General features: G+C 70.8%; 17 protein-coding genes and 2 tRNA genes. 8 read left to right on the forward strand and 11 right to left on the reverse strand.

Going from position 1 to position 16,662, the window contains the following annotated elements:
* Positions 1 to 2 precede the first annotated feature (2 nt).
* Positions 3 to 518 carry a chloramphenicol phosphotransferase CPT gene (gene cpt, locus ACQEUR_RS07175; RefSeq protein WP_433027206.1) on the reverse strand — a complete coding sequence of 172 codons (516 nt, stop codon included), beginning with the start codon at positions 516 to 518 and terminating at the stop codon, positions 3 to 5.
* 192 nt (positions 519 to 710) lie between these two features.
* Between cpt and ACQEUR_RS07180 the strand changes: the two genes are divergently transcribed.
* Complete coding sequence (locus tag ACQEUR_RS07180; protein WP_433027209.1) at positions 711 to 1,127, forward strand: hypothetical protein; 417 nt, start codon at positions 711 to 713, stop codon at positions 1,125 to 1,127.
* A gap of 114 nt (positions 1,128 to 1,241) precedes the next feature.
* Here ACQEUR_RS07180 and ACQEUR_RS07185 read toward each other — a convergent pair whose 3' ends face one another.
* Together ACQEUR_RS07185 and ACQEUR_RS07190 are read right to left on the reverse strand one after the other, a co-directional pair.
* A complete protein-coding gene (locus ACQEUR_RS07185) occupies positions 1,242 to 1,658 on the reverse strand; it encodes a YeeE/YedE thiosulfate transporter family protein (protein WP_433027211.1) in 417 nt (138 codons plus the stop codon).
* Entirely contained in the window at positions 1,658 to 2,317 is a 660-nt protein-coding gene (locus ACQEUR_RS07190; protein WP_433027214.1) for a YeeE/YedE family protein, read from the reverse strand. Before ACQEUR_RS07190 ends, ACQEUR_RS07185 begins: the two co-directional genes overlap by 1 nt.
* 944 nt (positions 2,318 to 3,261) lie before the next feature.
* Between ACQEUR_RS07190 and ACQEUR_RS07195 the strand changes: the two genes are divergently transcribed.
* On the forward strand, positions 3,262 to 3,561 hold the full coding sequence (locus ACQEUR_RS07195; protein ID WP_433027810.1) for a hypothetical protein: 300 nt from the start codon (positions 3,262 to 3,264) through the stop codon (positions 3,559 to 3,561).
* A gap of 136 nt (positions 3,562 to 3,697) precedes the next feature.
* Positions 3,698 to 4,246, forward strand: a complete 549-nt coding sequence (locus ACQEUR_RS07200) for a YbhB/YbcL family Raf kinase inhibitor-like protein (RefSeq protein ID WP_433027217.1) — start codon at positions 3,698 to 3,700, stop codon at positions 4,244 to 4,246.
* Positions 4,247 to 4,311: 65 nt separating this feature from the next.
* Here ACQEUR_RS07200 and ACQEUR_RS07205 read toward each other — a convergent pair whose 3' ends face one another.
* Together ACQEUR_RS07205 and ACQEUR_RS07210 are read right to left on the reverse strand one after the other, a co-directional pair.
* The gene (locus ACQEUR_RS07205; protein WP_433027220.1) at positions 4,312 to 5,022 is read right to left on the reverse strand and encodes a class I SAM-dependent methyltransferase; all 711 of its coding nucleotides are present in this window, start codon (positions 5,020 to 5,022) and stop codon (positions 4,312 to 4,314) included.
* A 238-nt stretch (positions 5,023 to 5,260) separates the two neighbouring features.
* Complete coding sequence (locus tag ACQEUR_RS07210) at positions 5,261 to 5,983, reverse strand: IucA/IucC family C-terminal-domain containing protein (RefSeq protein WP_433027783.1); 723 nt, start codon at positions 5,981 to 5,983, stop codon at positions 5,261 to 5,263.
* Between the two features lie 417 nt (positions 5,984 to 6,400).
* On the opposite strand from ACQEUR_RS07210, the gene ACQEUR_RS07215 reads away from it, so the two are divergent.
* Entirely contained in the window at positions 6,401 to 7,924 is a 1,524-nt protein-coding gene (locus tag ACQEUR_RS07215; RefSeq protein WP_433027223.1) for a peptide deformylase, read from the forward strand.
* Between the two features lie 134 nt (positions 7,925 to 8,058).
* Here the strand turns inward: ACQEUR_RS07215 and ACQEUR_RS07220 are convergent, their stop codons facing one another.
* On the reverse strand, positions 8,059 to 9,174 hold the full coding sequence (locus tag ACQEUR_RS07220; RefSeq protein WP_433027786.1) for a globin domain-containing protein: 1,116 nt from the start codon (positions 9,172 to 9,174) through the stop codon (positions 8,059 to 8,061).
* 173 nt (positions 9,175 to 9,347) lie between these two features.
* Here ACQEUR_RS07220 and ACQEUR_RS07225 point away from each other — a divergent pair, with 173 nt between their 5' ends.
* The gene (locus tag ACQEUR_RS07225) at positions 9,348 to 10,196 is read left to right on the forward strand and encodes a CPBP family intramembrane glutamic endopeptidase (RefSeq protein ID WP_433027226.1); all 849 of its coding nucleotides are present in this window, start codon (positions 9,348 to 9,350) and stop codon (positions 10,194 to 10,196) included.
* Between the two features lie 68 nt (positions 10,197 to 10,264).
* Here the strand turns inward: ACQEUR_RS07225 and ACQEUR_RS07230 are convergent, their stop codons facing one another.
* On the reverse strand, positions 10,265 to 11,890 hold the full coding sequence (locus ACQEUR_RS07230; protein ID WP_433027229.1) for a hypothetical protein: 1,626 nt from the start codon (positions 11,888 to 11,890) through the stop codon (positions 10,265 to 10,267).
* A gap of 232 nt (positions 11,891 to 12,122) precedes the next feature.
* On the opposite strand from ACQEUR_RS07230, the gene ACQEUR_RS07235 reads away from it, so the two are divergent.
* The 3 genes from ACQEUR_RS07235 to ACQEUR_RS07245 all read left to right on the forward strand — a co-directional run bounded on the left by ACQEUR_RS07235 (position 12,123) and on the right by ACQEUR_RS07245 (position 12,917).
* Positions 12,123 to 12,213: transfer RNA gene (locus ACQEUR_RS07235), tRNA-Ser, on the forward strand.
* A gap of 34 nt (positions 12,214 to 12,247) precedes the next feature.
* A tRNA-Arg gene (locus tag ACQEUR_RS07240) sits at positions 12,248 to 12,320 on the forward strand.
* A gap of 405 nt (positions 12,321 to 12,725) precedes the next feature.
* On the forward strand, positions 12,726 to 12,917 hold the full coding sequence (locus tag ACQEUR_RS07245; RefSeq protein WP_433027232.1) for a DUF3073 domain-containing protein: 192 nt from the start codon (positions 12,726 to 12,728) through the stop codon (positions 12,915 to 12,917).
* A 20-nt stretch (positions 12,918 to 12,937) separates the two neighbouring features.
* On the opposite strand, the gene ACQEUR_RS07250 is transcribed toward ACQEUR_RS07245, so the two are convergent.
* From ACQEUR_RS07250 to ACQEUR_RS07265, 4 genes are read right to left on the reverse strand one after another with little or no spacing between them, the layout of a single operon-like run.
* On the reverse strand, positions 12,938 to 13,567 hold the full coding sequence (locus tag ACQEUR_RS07250; RefSeq protein ID WP_433027235.1) for a hypothetical protein: 630 nt from the start codon (positions 13,565 to 13,567) through the stop codon (positions 12,938 to 12,940).
* A 1-nt stretch (position 13,568) separates the two neighbouring features.
* Complete coding sequence (locus tag ACQEUR_RS07255) at positions 13,569 to 14,342, reverse strand: FkbM family methyltransferase (RefSeq protein ID WP_433027238.1); 774 nt, start codon at positions 14,340 to 14,342, stop codon at positions 13,569 to 13,571.
* Positions 14,339 to 15,487: an aromatic ring-hydroxylating oxygenase subunit alpha gene (locus ACQEUR_RS07260; protein ID WP_433027241.1), complete on the reverse strand. Its 1,149-nt coding sequence runs from the start codon at positions 15,485 to 15,487 to the stop codon at positions 14,339 to 14,341. Before ACQEUR_RS07260 ends, ACQEUR_RS07255 begins: the two co-directional genes overlap by 4 nt.
* Before the next feature lie 32 nt (positions 15,488 to 15,519).
* Positions 15,520 to 16,608 (reverse strand): BtrH N-terminal domain-containing protein, encoded by a 1,089-nt coding sequence (locus ACQEUR_RS07265; protein ID WP_433027244.1) that lies wholly within the window; start codon positions 16,606 to 16,608, stop codon positions 15,520 to 15,522.
* Between the last annotated feature and the right edge of the window lie 54 nt (positions 16,609 to 16,662).

Genomic DNA, 16,662 nt, shown 5'->3' on the forward strand with positions numbered 1-16,662 from the left:
CGTCAGACCACGTACGCGGCGATGGTGCGCGCGCAGTCCAGGGACTCGGTGTGGCTGGTGTCCACCTCCACGTCGTAGACGACACCCTGGTGCACGGTCTCGGCCTGGGACGCCGCCATCCCGATCACCCGGTCACCTCGTGCGATCTCGCGGCCCGCGGCGATGTCCGGGGCGCAGCGCACCCCGACCCACAGCACGTCGAGGCCCTCCAGGCACATCCGAGCACGTTCCTGGGAGGCCGCGCCGCCGAGGAACACGTCGTCCATGATGACCGGCGCTCCAGCCCTGGCCATCGTGGCGATGCCGGCCATCCAGGCACGCTGGAGGTCGCCGAAGCCCTTGCCCAGGGTGACCTCCCCCTGCTGCCCGAACGTCACCATGGACGGCGGCAGCCGGTCGACCAGATCGTCGACGCCCAGGTCGATCCAGGGCTTCGGCAGGAGGTACTTGAGACACCGGACGATCCCGGACTTGCCCGAGCTGGAACCGCCGTTGAGTACGATGACCTGCGTCGTCACGTGATCGGTTCACCTTCCGGTCGGAGACGGTGTAGCGCCGGACAGGGAGATCGTCCCAGATTTCCACATTCCCCTCCTTTCCTGGAGCGGCACGCGCAGTCCGGCGGTCGGGTGTCCCGCCTGCTTGACCCTCGATCTGGTCGAGCCCCCAGGATCCTCACGTCAGCCGGTCGGCGATCAACGGGAGTGATGATGGATCTCGACAATCCGGTGCTGCGGCTGTGCCAGGACGGGATGCGGGCGGAGGCGCAGGGGCGGCCGGCCGAGGCGCGGGCGTTGTTCGAACAGGCCTGGGCGAGGCGTACCGACGACTACGACGCCTGCGTCGCGGCACACTGCGTGGCCCGGCAGCAGGACGACCCCGAGGAGATCCTGCGGTGGAATCAGGAGGCGTTGCGGCATGCCGACGCGGTCGGCGACGACCGGATCGCCGCCTTCTACCCTTCGCTGCAGGTGAGCGTGGCGATGGCGCACGAACGGCTCGGTAACCCTGTCGCCGCGCGCACCGCCTTCGGGCGGGCGGCCGAGCATGTCGGCGCGTTGCCGGCAGACGCATACGGCGAGCAACTCCGGACGGCCGTCACCGACGGTCTTCGCCGGCTGGGCTGACCCGGTGGCCTTGATCGGCGCGAACGCCCCTGACCAGCGCAGACGCGGGTCAGGGGCGGAGTGGGTTGGCGGGTGTCAGGGGCTGCCGGTATCCCGCTCGTCCGGCAGCGGTCGTCACCGCGCGCAGGATCCGACGTCGAGGTGGAAGTACCTGGCGTTGGCCCAGTGGCAGAGCCGGACGCCGAGCACGATGCCCGCGATCGTCACCAGGGCCGGCAGGTACCCGGTGGCGACCTGGACGATCGGGATGGCCGGGCATCCTCCGGAGATCGCCCAGCCGGTGCCGAACAGCACCGCGCCGGGTATCACACCCGCGTGGATGCGTCCCGGAGTGCGGCGGACGCGGATCAGGGCGAAGACCACGACGATTATCGCCACGCCGCCGGCGAAGGCGAGAAGCATGCGCGGGTCCTGGAACGTGAACATGCGATTCAGCTCGGCGTAGTCGCCGAACCCGATATTGGCGACGGTGTAGCCGAGGGCGAGCCCGGCGATGATGTTGGCGACGAGAAGCCCGCCCCGGGTGCGCATCAGACCACCTTCCACAAGAGGAACGACACGAGGACGGCGGCGCCGAAGAAGACGGCCGTCGCGACGATGCTGTCCGGGTGCAGCCGGCCGCAGCCGTTGAGCCCGTGGCCGGAGGAACAACCTCCGGCGAGGCGGGTACCGAATCCGACCAGGACACCGCCGACGAACAATACGCCGATCATGTGCGGTGGACTCGCGGTGACGATCTCCCGGAAGCCCTCGCCCATGTCGAGACGGAGGTCGAACCGTCCGGCGGTGACCGCCGCCAACCAACCACCCAGGAGAATCGACAGCAGCAGGGCGGCCTGGCTGACCAGAGGTGCCGGGCGCACCCTCGGGCCCGAGGCCGGCTCACCCGTGGCCGGCCCGACGTTCCGGGCCGCCGTGTGCGGGTCGCGGGGCTCGGCGTACGGCGGGGCGGGCGCGTCCCCCGGGCGGGTGCCGAAGTGCGCGGCGGTGGCCGCCGCGAGCGCCTCGGTGAGGCTGCGCTCGTCGGCGAACTGGGCCTCCATCCGTTCGACCCGGCGTTCGGCCCGCCAGCGCAGGACGCGTTCCCAGGACGAGGAGACGCCGAAGGACCGATCGGTGGTGACGGTGTAGTTGATGGTGACGACGGCGAGCCCCACCGCGCCCGCCCACCAGGGCCAGTAGTTGCTCATGCGGGACCTGAGATCCAATCAGCGAGGCGGGTCCACCAGCGGCGCCGCGGTCGCGGCCGCGCCACGTCATGGCGCCCTGGGGTCGGTACGACCTGTGCGTGCAGCGGGGGCCTCAGCGGTTGGGCCGGCGCACGGATCTGTTCGAACGGGGTCGGGGGTGCGGCGGTCGTCGGCTGATGGGGATCCGGCACCGGCCGGCGGGCCTGGGTCGACCGGCTCGGGCCGGTCCAGTCGGTCCCCGCGCCGGTGGCTCTCAGATGCTGCGCGGTGACGCCGTTCGGCAGCAGTACGATCGGCACGACAGCGCCGGTGAGTGCCAACTGATATCGGGCACAGCCCCGCCAGCCGTCGTCGGTGTCGCAATAGTAGTCTCGCCAGCTTCGCAAACTGGCATTGAGCAGCGGGAATAGCGGGCATCGTTCGGCGTGCGAGCAGCCCATGTCGCTCCCGTCTGACCGGCATGCGCCACCCCTGCGGGCCTGGCGTTCCGGCACGATCCCCGTTTGCATGATCCAGCCGGAAGCATAGAGCATCGGCAGTACGTTCGCATTCCGCAAATGATCATTAGTGCGGTTAATCCGAGTCGCGCGGGAACGGGATCCGATCCGGTCGAACGGTTCCGTCGAGCCCTTCAATGATCTTCGTGAACCACGGACAAGATCGACGGTGAACATCGTCCGCGCCGGTCCCCGCGGAATGCGACAGCCATCCGCCCGTTTCCCACACGCGTAGGGCCAGTCCCGGTGGGACAGAAGCCGCCAAAGCGCTCAAGGGGCCAGTAAGGGAGATAATTCACAGCGGTTGACGGCCGCCCCATTGCCTCCACTAACCTACTAGCGGTAATCGAGCCGTGATCGTACGTAAGTAACGATTCTGGTTCACGTTCAGCCGCCGAGGGCGAACGACGTCGGCCGGCACGACGGACGAGGCGAAGCGAGGGCGCCATGAATCTTCGGCTGTCCCCGGTACAGGTCCGGAACCGGCTGATCCTCGCCGCCCGGCGGATTGTCGCGGACCACACCCCGGACCGGGAGGGCGTCTGCCCGGTCTGCGGGGTGCTGCACTGCGAGGCGCTGGCCGTCGCGCTCGGCTACCTCGCCGGGGCCGAGCCGCCGACACTCGCGGTCAAGATCCACTGTCGGGCCGCCGTACCGCCGCCCGGGTTCACCGCCGCGCAACTGCGGACGGCCGCCAACCTGGACCCGGTCGACGCCGCGCCGGAACCGCCCGACGCCGGCGCGTGAGGTCGGCGCGACCGCCGCGCCCGGCGGCGGCCGGAATCGGGTGGTGTGCCGCGGGTGGCGATGCGCCGAGCGGGTAGAAAGGCACGCTGAACCGCCTCCGATCGGCGGAGGCCCCCGTTGAGGGAAGGATCCTTCGATGACGCTGGACCGACCGATTCCACCCGACCCGTACGAGATGCTGCCACCCGTGCCGTCGTTCACGCTGACCAGCGACGACGTGCGCAATGGTGAGCCGATGGACGCCCGGCACGCCCATCCGAGCGTCGGCGGCGAGAACCTCTCGCCGCACCTCGCCTGGTCGGACTTCCCGGCCGGGACCAAGGGCTTCGTGGTGACCTGCTACGACCCCGACGCGCCGACCGGCAGCGGGTTCTGGCACTGGGTACTGGTCAACGTGCCGGTGGGAGTGACCGAGCTGCCCCGGGGGGCCGGCGCCGCCACGTCGGACGACGCCGCCGGGAAGGGCGCCTTTACGGTGCGCAGTGACTACGGCCAGCAGGGCTACGGGGGCGCCGCGCCGCCGCCCGGGGACCGCCCGCACCGCTACCTGTTCGCCGTACACGCCCTGGACGTGGAGTCCCTCGACGTCACGCCGGAGGCGACGCCCGCGTACGTCGGGTTCAACCTGGCGTTCCACACCCTGGCCCGGGCGGTGATCCGCCCCACGTACCAGGTAACGGGGTAGCCCTCGATCGGCGGCCGGTGCCGGTGTCCCGGAGGGATGCCGGCCCGCCGCGGGTGGTGCACCGGTCAGCCGGGGACCCGGGCGACCGCGAAGACGGACTGGCCGAACGGTGGGCGCACGACCCGCTCGGCGGCCTTGGTCACCGGCAACACGAGGGTGTCGTACACCTTGACCATCGGGCCCTCCTTCGGCATCAGCCGGAAGACGTTGGTGGCCATGTAGTAGCCGATCAGGCCCAGCGCGTTGGCGTAGTGCAGCGTCTCCACCTCCAGGCCCGCCTCTTCGAGCGCGGCCCGCATGGTCTTCTTCGTGTAGCGGCGCACATGCCCGGTGGCGATGTCGGCCGGACCCATCGCGAACTCGAACGCCGGCACGATCAGCACGATGGCGCCGCCGGGGCGGACCAGGCTGCGCATGCTGCGCAGCGCGCTGACGTGGTCCTCGATGTGCTCCAGCACGTTGTACGAGACCGCCGCGCTGTAGTCGCCCTGCTCCGTGGTCGGCAGCAGCATCTGCCGGACCTCGATGGTGGGCTCGCCGGCGAGGCGCTCCTTCAGCGCGATCAGCCGGTCCGGGTCCGCCTCGGTGGCGGTGAACCGGTCGAGGAACGGCGCCCACTCGATGGCGTAGTCGCCCAGACCGCTGCCGATCTCGATCGGGTTGTCGCCAAGGTAGGGCAGGGCCAGCTCGACGAACCAACGCCGATGGTTGACGGCGGTGGCGAGGCCCTCAAGGACCTCTTCCTGGACCCGCTGATCCCCAAGGATTTCTGACATGCGTCGATTCCTCACGCTCTGAACTCGACCTGCACCTGGACCGACAGAGTGAACCATCTACGACGACCGTATGGAAATTGGGGCACCGGTGCGAGCGGAACTCGCGACTTGCATACGGGTTGTGACCAGGACACGGACGTTACCGGACAGACCACGCGCAAAGATCATATCCCTGTGTGCCGGCCCGGCCACCTTGAGTATCGACCCTGTGTCGGGCCGAATCCGCGTGACGCCCCGGTCAGGGGGTGCGGATGCAGCAGCCGGCACAGATCTTCGGCTGCGGCAGGGTGAAGGCGAGGCAGCACGTCTTGCGCTGCACGGTCAGCTCGCCGCTCGGTCCGGGGACCAGGTCGATCAGGTCGGCCACGTCGAGGGTCTCCAGCAGGGTGCCGATCGTCTCCGCCGAGCCGCCCGGCAACGCGTCGGCGGCGCGCAGTACGGCGTGTGCCACCCCCGAGGCGACCGAGCCGAGCAGCGTACGGGCACCGATCCGCACCTCGGCGTGGATCGCGTCGAGTAGCGGGGTCAGGTGCGCGTCCAGCAGGGACGCCCGGAGCGTACGGAGCAGCTCGGCCTCGTCGGCGACGACCCGGACCTCGGGCGGGCCGGCCAGGGCCAGCGGGTCGGAGGGCAGCACCGCGACCCCGGTGGAGCGGCGCAGCCCGAAACTGAGCAGTGGGCGCTGCTCCTCGAAGTGCACGAGGACGTCCGCCGGATAGAGCAGCGGCACCCGGCGGGCGGAGGCCCAGCCGAGCACGACCGGCAGGGCGAGCCAGTAGGTGTAGCTCTTCCAGGCGAGTGCGGCGCCGGCGTGCGCGGTGGCGCCCCAGCGCTGCCGGGTGGCGTCGAGCAGCTCGGGCAGCCGGGTGCCGTCGACCAGGTCGGTGGCGGGGACCCACCCCGCCTCGTCGGTGACGGTCAGCCCGGTGGCGAGTCCGGGCAACCGGTCGGTGCCGAACATCGCGCGCAGCGTCGCGGTGACCGGGGCGAGGGGTGCGGCGGCCCGGTCGTGAATCAGTGCTGTCACGATTGGTAGCCGATCACTGCCGTGCCAGTGCGCGGGCAGTCCGCCGGTACGGCAGCCGCAACCGGTCTGATCTGCCTCGACGCCCGCACTGCCACCTGGATCCACCCTCCACCGTTACCCAGCTGTCCGTCACCCTAGCCTACTAAGGTCAGCCTAACCATAGTTGCGGGTTCGGGGCACCCGGGGCGGGGCGTAGCGGCCAACACGGTGGCCGCGCGCGCCGGCTGACGAGAAGGTGTCCCCGGCTGAACTAGAGTGGCCGAAATGTCAAGCCAATGTCGTTAACGCGGCAGTTCTGCCAGACTGGCCGGCTCGGCCGGCCAGACTGAAACTCCCGGCCAGAGGATCCAGATGACCACCTCGCCTATCGAGCGAGCTGCCGACTCGTTCGCGGCCGAGCTTTCCCGCCGACGGGTCGAGCGGGGCATGACCAAGAAGCAGCTTGCCGCCAGGATGGGCTTCGACCCCTCCTACGTCAGTCACGTCGAGGGCCGGCGCCACCGCCCCACCGAGGACTTCGCCCGGCGCGCCGAGGCCGTCCTCGGCGCCTCCGGCGCGATCTGGCAGCGCTTCCAGGAGTACGACGAGCTGCGTCAGGCCCGCTCCGCGGTGGCCGCCCACCGCGACCCGCCGGTGCCCGAGCAGTGGATGCCCCCGGGCACCGGGCTCATCGTCGAGCAGGAGACAGCCACCCTCGCCTACCAGGACGACGCGTACCGCTGCGTGATCCGGCGCGCCCTCTACAACGCCGGCACCGAACCGGTGACCCGCTACCTCGTCCGGGTCGCGGTGGACCGGTACCCGAACGATCCGGGGCGGTCCAACCGGCACCACCGGGAGAACCCGCTCACCTTCGCCGAGCTGGACCTCCAGGCGTTCTGCGACGACCAGGGCACCCGGGAGCCGATGGAGTGGCGCAAGAAGCACGACCGGGACGCGTTCAAGGAGGTCTGGCTGCTCTTCGAGAACGCGCAGGGCCGGTTCCCGCTCTACCCCGGCGAGCGGGTCACCACCGAATACTCCTACCGCGTCAACCAGGACAAGTGGGGCCAGTGGTTCCAGCGGGCCGTACGGCTGCCGACCCGGCGGCTCGTGCTCCGGCTGGACCTGCCGCTCCACCTGGACCCGCAGGTGTGGGGGGTGGAGACCTCGCTCTCGGCCGAGGAGGGTCCGCTGCGTACCCCGCTGGTCCGGCACGACGAGGACGGCCGGACGCGCTTCGAGTGGTCGACCGACGACCCCCCGCTGAACGCGCGGTACCGGCTGGAGTGGCGGTACCGGGCCCAGCCGCCGGCGCCGCCGTCCGACGACGACGCGCCCACCCGGGCCAGCGACCGGATGCGGGCCGCCGGCATCGTGCAGCTCGGCGCGGACCTGCTCCGCCAGCCGGCCCGGCAGTTCGACCTGCCCCGCGACGAGGTCAACGCCCGCGACGTGGTGGCCCGGATGCGCGCCACCCTGGACCAGCTGGACGAGCTGCACCCGTTCAGCAAGGGCGTCGGGCTGGCCGCGCCGCAGATCGGACTTCCCTGGGCCGCCGCGGTGGTCCGGCCGCCGGACCGGGAGGCGGAGCCGGTCGTCCTGCTCAACCCCCGCGTGGTGGACGCCGCGCTGGAGCGCGACGAACAGTACGAGGGCTGCCTCTCCCTCTTCGACCTGCGGGGCCTGGTCCCCCGGCCGCTGCGGCTGGACGTCGAACACGCCCGCTGGGACGGCGGGCGGGTGATCACCTCGTTCGAGTTCGCGATGGCCCGCCTGGTGGCTCACGAGATCGACCACCTGGAGGGCCGGCTCTACGTGGACCGGATGGATCCGGACGTCCCGCTGGTGCCGGTCGAGGAGTACCGCGACACCGGCAACCCCTGGCGGTACTGAGCCGCGCCCGGCCCCCTCCGCGCGGCGCGGGGAGTACGCCGGAAGAGGGGAAGCCGGGCCTCGTGCCCTACCGGCAGGGCACGAGACCCGGCTGGGGGGAGGGGGTCTGCGGGGGCGGTGGGAGGGCGACGGTGCTAGACGTCGCCGAACGCGTCGTAGCGGATGTGCTCCGGGGGCACGTCGTCGGCGGCCAGCGCCCGCAGCACGGACCGGACCAGCGGCACCGAGCCGGAGACGTAGCAGTCGTGCGTCGTCCAGGGGCCGTACCGGGCGCAGACGTCGGCGAGCTCGCCCCGTTCACCGGGGAAGCCGGGATCCGCGCCGCACACCGGGATCACCGACAGCCACGGATGCTCGGCCGCCAGCGCCGAGAGCTCCGCGAGGCCGTACAGGTCGTCCCGGGTGGCGGCGCCGACGAAGACGTGCATCCAGCGGGTACGGTTCCAGCCGGCCATCTCCTCGGCCAGCGCCTTGATCGGGGCGAGGCCGACACCACCGGCCACGCAGAGCACGTCCCGGGTCGAGGTGCGGTCCAGCGTCATCGAGCCCATCGGGGCGGCTAGCCGGAGCAGGTCGCCGACCCGGACCCGGCGGACCAGGGTGCTGGAGACCCAGCCGGCGCCGACCGCGCGGACGTGGAACTCCAGGACATTGTCCTCCCGGGGGGCGTTGGCGATCGAGTAGGTGCGCCACAGCCGGGCCTGGTAGCGGGGGACCTCGATGCTGACGTACTGACCGGCCTGGTAGGGCAGCGGGTGCTGCAACGGCCGGCAGGTGAGTACGGCGACGTCCGGCCCGCGCCGCTCGTGACCGAGCACCTCGGCATCCCAGTACGGCGGGTTGGTGTCGGTGGCCGCGCCCGCCTGCATCCGCGCCGAGATCGCGTCGTACGCGTCCCGCCACGCCTGGTCGTACTCGATGGTCCAGCGCTGTCCGGCGGCGCTGCGCAGCGCGTCCAGCAGCGCCACGCCCATCACCTCGTAGTGCTCGGGCCGGACGTGGTACTTGCGGTGGTCCCGGCCCAGCGAGCGGAGGTAGCCGTCGAAGTGCTCGGGATCCTCGATGGTCTGGACGGCGGTGACGATCGCCTCCAGCAGGCGGTCCCTTTGCCCGTCCATCTGTACCGGGAAGAGCGTGCGCAGGCTGGGGTCGGACAGGAACATGCGGGCGTAGAAGTAGCCGGCGAGCCGGTCCCGATGGTCGTCGACCAGGGTCCAGCTCTCCTTCAACAACTGCGCGAGGTTGTCCATGGACACCTTCTCGGTCGGGGGCTGCGCAGCAAGAATGCTCATCATCTTCGGTAATCGGTCGGACACCCTGTGCGATCACCCGCAACGGGTGCGACAGGGGCCAGTCCGCGTCTCCGGGACCCTCGTCGCCGGGCGACGCCCCACCGTCGCCGCGGATCGGGCACAGTTGTCGGGTGACGGTTGACCTTGCCCGACCACTCGCCCGCCGGACGCTCGGTACCGAGGTGCTGCTGGTCCTCGGGGTGTCCCTCGGACAGTCGGCGGTCTACTCGGCGGTGACGATCATCGCCCGGCTGACCGCCGACCGACCACTGTCCCAGCAGACCGCGACACTGAACGCCTCACACTCGGCGCGACCCTGGCTCGACCTCACCTACCAGCTGCTGAACATCCTCTTCGCGCTGGTGCCGGCGCTGCTCGCCGTACACCTGCTGAACCGGGACCGGGTGCTCGACCGCACCGGGCTGCTCGACCGGGAGCGGCTGCTGGACCGCGACGGGACCCACGACGCGGCGCAGCCGCCCGGCGGCGCCCGGCGGCTGCTCGGCCTCGACGCCCGCCGGCCCGGCGCGGACCTGGCCCGGGGTGCGGCGCTGGCCGCCCTGATCGGCCTGCCGGGCCTCGGGCTCTTCTGGGTGGCCGCGCACCTCGGCGTCAACGCCAGCGTCGTCCCGGCGGCGCTGCCGGACATCTGGTGGGCCGTCCCGGTGCTGATCCTCTCCGCCGCGCAGAACGCGATCCTCGAAGAGGTGGTCGTGGTCGGCTACCTGGTGACCCGACTGCGCGAGATGGGCTGGCGGATCGGCGTGGTGATCGCGGTGAGCGCGGTGCTGCGCGGCTCCTACCACCTGTACCAGGGTTTCGGGGCGTTTCTCGGCAACGCCGTCATGGGCGTCGTCTTCGCGCTGTTCTTCCTGCGTACCCGGCGGGTGCTGCCCCTGGTGGTGGCGCACACCCTGCTGGACGTGGTGGCCTTCGTCGGGTATGCCCTGCTGCCCCCGGACTGGTTCGACTGGCTCTAGACCACCCGGTCGATACGCCCGCAGCCCACCGCCAGGACCCTCCGGGGCCGGAGGGGCGGCGGGCCCGCTCAGGCGCCCGGCGGAAGGTCCCGGCCGGTCGACCCGGCGGCGGCCCGGTAGTGGACGACGGCACGGGCGGCGAGCCGTTCGGCGGCGGCCGAGCCCGCGGCGGCGGCCACCAGCGACGTCGCACCGGGCAGTCGCCGGGTCGCCAGCCGCAGCGCCAGCCAGCCGGTACCCCGGGCGACCAGTGGGGCACCGAGCCGCCAGCCCGCCTCCGCCAGCCGGTCCGGCGGCGCGGCACCCTCGCGTACCGCCACCACCGCCGCGCCGAGCGCGGCTCGGGCGCTGGCGGCGTTCGGATGCACCCCGGTCAGCATCAGCAGGTCGACCGCCCGTTCGGGGTCGGTCGGGTCGAGTTCGTGGGCGGCGGCCAGGTGCAGCACCAGCCCGGCGTACGCCCAGGCGACGACGGCGGCCTCGGCGACCGGCGCCAGGACCCCCGTCACCGCCGCCCCGGCCGCCCCGGCGGCGGCGATCCGCACGTACCGCCGGGTGGCGAGCCGGGCCAGCCCGTCGGCGGTCGCCGTCGGGTAGGCCTCGCGGGTCCGCGCCGCCCAGGTCCCCGCCCCGGGACCGAGCACGTCGACGGCGGCCAGCGCGAGCAGTTCCGGGGCGTAACCCGGGTGGTCGAGGATCCGGGCCGTCGCCCAGGGCCGCGCCTCCGATCCAGCGGTACGCCCCAGCGCCGCGCCCGGGCTCGTCGATTCCAGCGCGGTCCCGGGTGGGGGCGACACCCCCTCGACCGGTACGGGGACCGCGCGAGGGCCGTCGTCGTCCGGGGTGGCGGTCGGCTCGGGCGTGATCTCGGTCACCGTCTCCGCCTGCGGCGCCGGTCCCTCCGGCCCGGTACCCGTCGCTGCCCCGGTCGGGGTTTCCGCGCTGGCGCTCTTCCGGGCGGCCTTCTTCACCCCGGCGGTCTTCGCGGCGGCGGCCTTCTTCGCGCCGGCCTTCTTCGCGGCGGTGGCTTCCTTGGCGCCGGTGGTCTTCGCGGCGGTGGCTTCCTTGGCGCCAGTGGTCTTCGCGGCGGCGGCCTTCTTGGGGGCGGTGGCCTTCTTGGCGCCAGCCTTCCTGGTGGCGGCCTGCTCCGCGCCGGTCTTCTCGGTGCCGGTGCCGGTGCCGGTGCCGGTCACGGTCGGAGCGGCCGGGGCCCTCTCGGCCGGGCCCGCGGCCGGGCCGGCGGGGTCGGCGGGGTCCGCCGTCGCCTTTGCGGCGAGGCTGGCCTTCCTGCTGGGTGCCTTTCTGGCGGTGGCCTTCCTACCGGGGCCCGGCTGCGGGACGACCGTCGACTCGGGCGGGGTTTCGGCGTCCGGTCGGTCGCCCAGGGCGGGCTGGGCGGAGCCGCCGGACTCGATCGGGCCGCTCGGCAGGGCCTCGGTGAACCCCGGCGGGGGCACCGGTTCCGCTCGCCCGGCCGGCGCCGGGATCGGCTCGCCGGGTTCGGCGGGTGGCTGGAAGAGCACGGCGGGCGGTACCTGCGGCGTACGGGCACGGGGCGGCCTCGGCGCCTCCGCCGCGCTCTCCGCCGACTCCTCGGAGGGCGGGGTGAAGGCAGCCCTGGCGGGGCCGGAGCGGCGGGTCGACTTGGATGCGGGACGGCGACGCGGCGGCTCGGCGGGCGACTGCTCCTCCATGCTCTGCGAGCCTAGTCCCGCTGGGCGGTCGGCACCTCTCGGAAATCGACCCGGGTCGCGCCCAGCGTCCCGCGGGCCGCCCGCCCGGCCCGGCGGCGGCGGGGCTGGCAACCCGCCTGGCCCGGCCGGTGACGGGGTCCGGCACCGGCCGAGGCGTACGGATCGGGATACCGTTTTGCCCTCGCGGGCCGCCTCGCTGTATCCTCGACCGACGGTGGTCCCTGGCCACCTGGGAGACTTCGCCTAGTCTGGTCTATGGCGCCGCACTGCTAATGCGGTTGGGGTCTTAAAGCCCCTCCCGGGTTCGAATCCCGGAGTCTCCGCGCCGGAGCCGGTGTGTAAACTGGTCAGGCACCTGCGCCCGTAGCTCAACGGATAGAGCATCTGACTACGGATCAGAAGGTTAGGGGTTCGAGTCCCTTCGGGCGCACGAGATCAACAGGCATCTGAGCTGCGGAAACGCATATTAGGTGTCTGTTGTGTTTCGTCCATGGTGGACCTCTGGTGCTGTTCCGGAGCAGTCCGTACGCCCCTGGTCGATAGCGTGCCGGATAAGGGCTGCCAGTCCGGATCCTGCGCTCGGTCCCCCATCTCCTGGTCGCTGACCAGCGGCGCGGAGCAGCCGGAACTGCGCCGGCATTAGCCTCCGCTGACCTCACCGTGCTGGCACGGGCGCAGTCGGATCCGGCGCAACCGCCGCCACCTACACGGGCACGCGAGCACCAAACTTTGAAGTGTCGGAGCCTGTGCCGCTCATGTATCGTTGTCCTACGACAATGCGTGACGTCATCGGGTGTGCCAGGCTGCCCGGATCCCTGCGCGAGGAGGTCGAGTCATGGGGCGCGGCCGTGCCAAAGCCAAGCAAGCGAAGGTGGCTCGGGAGCTGAAATACTTCTCTCCAGAGACAGACTTCACTGCCTTGCAGCGTGAACTGACCAGTACGGGAGAGTCGGACCATCCGTACGCCGACTACGCCGACAACGACACCGATGAGTGTCAGGCTTCCTGGTCCTCTTTCCGGCACTGACCCCCAATTGAGCTGACGACTCAGCCCTCCTCGGCGGGGTGCAGGGCGCCGACGAGGCGGTAACCCATGTGCGGCACCTTGAGGATCTGCGCGCCGGACCCGAGAGCGCTGAACCGGCCCCGCAGGGCGTTGATCGTACGCAGAGGGTCGCTGCCCCCGGTCGCCGACATCAGGTCCGCCCGGGACACGATCCCGTCCCGCCGCTCACCGAGGAGCCGCAGAGCGGAGACCTCGGCGTGCTCCAGTTCGGCAGTGCCCATTGGCGTTACGAGCGTTCCGGTATCCGTAAGTCGGAGGATCTGCGACCTCGGCGGGGCGGCGACATCGCAAATGTAACGCAGGAAGTTGGATACTCGGTCCGTGGGCAGCGGCGAACCGAAAACGAAGTGATAGCCATTCCGCGCCGCGTGCAACATCTGCATGCCGGACACCGTTTGCTGCACCTGCACCGCGTAGGCGCCGTGCTGGCGGATTTCCGCGGGAGACACCGGCGGATCGGTGCCCTCGGCGATGAACACCGCCAACAGGTCGTCTTCAAGGCCCGCGGCGCCGTCGGCCGGCGCGTCGTGCAGCAGTATGCGGTTCCGTGAGCAGGCGCGCCCCAGGCTTTCGGCGTCGTTGCGGTCGAGGGCGCTCATCAGCACGTGCATGTCATGCCCCTTCGCGCTCGGCGTGAATCAGGAAATTGAGGCCGTCGCCCTCCGCCATCGGAGCGGGGCGCACGCGTACCTGCATGCCGCGTTGGCGAAGCGCCTCCGAGACCGCCGCCACCCGCCCGTCCCGGTCGTGGACGTCGAGGATCATGCGCTGGATCAGAGGCCAGTGTCGCGCGTCGATCCCCGACAGTACCTCCAGCTCCGAACCGGACGTGTCGACCTTCATCAGATCGATCCGGCGGTCGTCCGGCAGGTAGTCGGAAAGCCGTACGATGTCGACCGTGACCTTGTGTCCCTTGTACATGCGGTCGAGAACCCGACTCGGGAACGTGCGTTCCATGGACACCCGCAGATTCTCCTGAATGGCGGGGTAGCGGGTGGAGCTGCTGGGAAGCAGGGGATAGTACGTGAATTCCGCGCCCTCGCGCGGTTCCTCGCCGAGGGCGACCTGGTGCAGGGTCACGTCCTCGTACGAGTGCAGCTCGATGTTCCGACGCACGGTCTCGGCGAGCGCCGGCATCGGCTCGAAGGCGAGAATCGTGGCGGACTTCCTGCTCATCTTCACCTTGAGCATGAACATGCCGATGTTGGCGCCCGCATCCACGACGAAGGGTGCCTCCGGCAGGTCCAGATCACCGTAGCCGTCGAAGTCGAAGATCTCACGGCTGAGGAAGCGCGCGTCCAGGGCGCTCACGGTGTGCATCCGCACACCGTTGTCCAGGGTGACGATGGTCGTTGCGAGGTCCGGGGGCGGTTCGTCGCCGGTCACGCGCGGCCGACCAGGCGGTTGAGCCAGGTGTGCTGATGCTGGAGAGCCAGCTCATTGCGGCCGAAGATGAGATGCGAGTTGGCGCCACTGCCCAGGCTGGCCTGGGCGCCGTAGGCAACCGTGTAGTCCTCGTCTCGGGTGCCACGAAGCATCATGTCGGTGTAGGCATCGGCCATCTTGAACTGCTCCGGGGACTCGACGGGGTGCTTCGTCAGGATGATCTGCACGGTCTTGCTCTCGTCGATCCGCGTACCGGGCAGGATCTGCGACACCATCGCGAAGTCGTGCCAGGTACCGGCGATCGACACGTTCGGGAAGATGGTGTAGATCGGCGCCGCCGCGATGTCCGGATCCCACTCGCTCTCCGGCAGATCCAGCAGCTGGGGCAGCGACTTGGTGCCGAAGAGCACGCGCTGGTGCTTGCCGAAGGTGTCCGCCACCATCAGGTTGGTAATGGTGTTGGTGGCGAACGTCAGCTTGTGCAGGGTCTGGAAGTGGTAGCCCTCCAGGAATCCGTCATAGCAGAGCTTCCAGTTCGGGCCCGGGAACTCCTGGGTGGTGTAGAGATGCCACTTGTCCAGCTCCAGTTCGTCGAGCACCGGGCCGAAGTCGTCCAGCCAGGCGTCCAGGTCCATCGGCTCGTCAGGAGTCAGGGTCACCCAGATGATGCCGCTGCGCTCCACCGTGGGCAGCGCCCGCAGACTGAACTGAGCGTGGTCGATGTCGCCGAAGGTCTCCTCCCGCAGCACCGCCACCAGCGCGCCGTGGTCGTCGTAGACCCACGCGTGGTACGGGCAACGGAAGCGACGCCGGTTGCCGAGGCCGGGCTCGCACAACTGGGCGCCGCGGTGCCGGCAGGCGTTGAGGTAGCTGCGGACCACCCCGTCGTGACCGCGCACCATGAGCAGGGGTACGCCGTACACGTCCATGGCTTTGTAGTCGCCGCCGTTGCGCAGCTCGGCGGAGACCGCGAGCGCCTGTGGCTTCCGCTTGAAGATCGTCTCGATCTCGGCGCGCCAAAGATCCTCGTCGAGGTACTCCTCAACCGGAACCAGCATGGTGTCTGGCGCCTGGTCGGTCGTGCGGGACCTGAGGTGGGCGATGGCTCGCTTGAGCAGCCCGATTCGTTCGGCTCGATCGAACATCTTCACACCATGCCACAGAGGCGAGGGGCGGGCTACCCCGTGCCGCCGCCCGCGAGACCCTGCGGATTCCCTTGCCCAGAGCCGGATCGAGCCGGGCGGTGCAGCTCGGCGTCGATGCCGCGGCACCAGGAGAATTCCTGGACGGCGGTCTCCTCGACCATCCCTGCGACCCGTTCGACGGCCGCGGTCCCGTCCACTGTCGCCCCCGGGCGATCCTGGGCACTGAGCCGGATATAGAGGTAGTTGCGGACCTTCTCCCACTGGCGGGACAGTGCGGTGGACCGGTCGGCGTGCTCCTTCAGCGACGGCGCGGCCAGCAGATCCGCCGCCCAGGTCAGGAACGCCGCGTTCAGGGCGCGCTGGCTCGCCATGCCCCCGAACCAGGCGCTGATCTCGGCCACGTCGGTCTTCGTCCGCTGCGCCAGCCCGGCCGCGTCGGCGCGGATCTCCGCCGCACAGCGCAGCAGCAGGTCGTGCCCGCTGCCGTCGCCGTGCGCCCGCCCGGCCGACAGGTACTCCGTGACGTTCTCCCGCAGGGACCGGCGGGTGTGCTCCGCGGTGACCTCGGTCAGCGGGGCGTCCGGCACGGGCACGGTGATGACGGTGTTCCGGCCATCGATGAACATCCGCCGCGGGAACAACAGTCCGTCCGACGTCATCGCCGCGCACAGGTCGTCGAGGGCGAGCGCGCCCTCGTACCGGGAACCGCGGTAGCCGTCGCTGATGACGACCGAGTCCACTCCGTACGCGGTGAGCACGATCCGGTGTGGACTGTGCTGTTTGCCGAACTGCCAGCAGTACGGCAGGCAGAAGGCGTCGGCGACGACGACGGCCGGCTGACCGGCGTCCAGGGTGGCCCGGATCTGCCGTGTCGCGGCGTCCCAGTCCGGGTGGTGGGTCCACACCACCTGAAGGTCGTACCAGTCGGCCATCAGCTCGCACGGTGAGCGCCGGCTGGCGTTCAGCCGCTCGAACGGCCACTCCACATCGGCCTTCCGGCCCGGCCGGAAACCCCACTGTGAACCGAAGATCGCCGGTTCGCCGCCGAGGTGGCGCACCAGAGTGCCGTACGTCGAGGTGATGCAATCCGCCGATTCGAACGCGTCGACCTGCACTGTCATCATCCGACCACGCCCCCATGCCGTGTCGAGAACCGGTGGCCGGTGCGCGCGCAC

The sequence above is a fragment of the Plantactinospora sp. CA-290183 genome, assembly GCF_050936375.1.
Classification (GTDB): domain Bacteria; phylum Actinomycetota; class Actinomycetes; order Mycobacteriales; family Micromonosporaceae; genus Plantactinospora.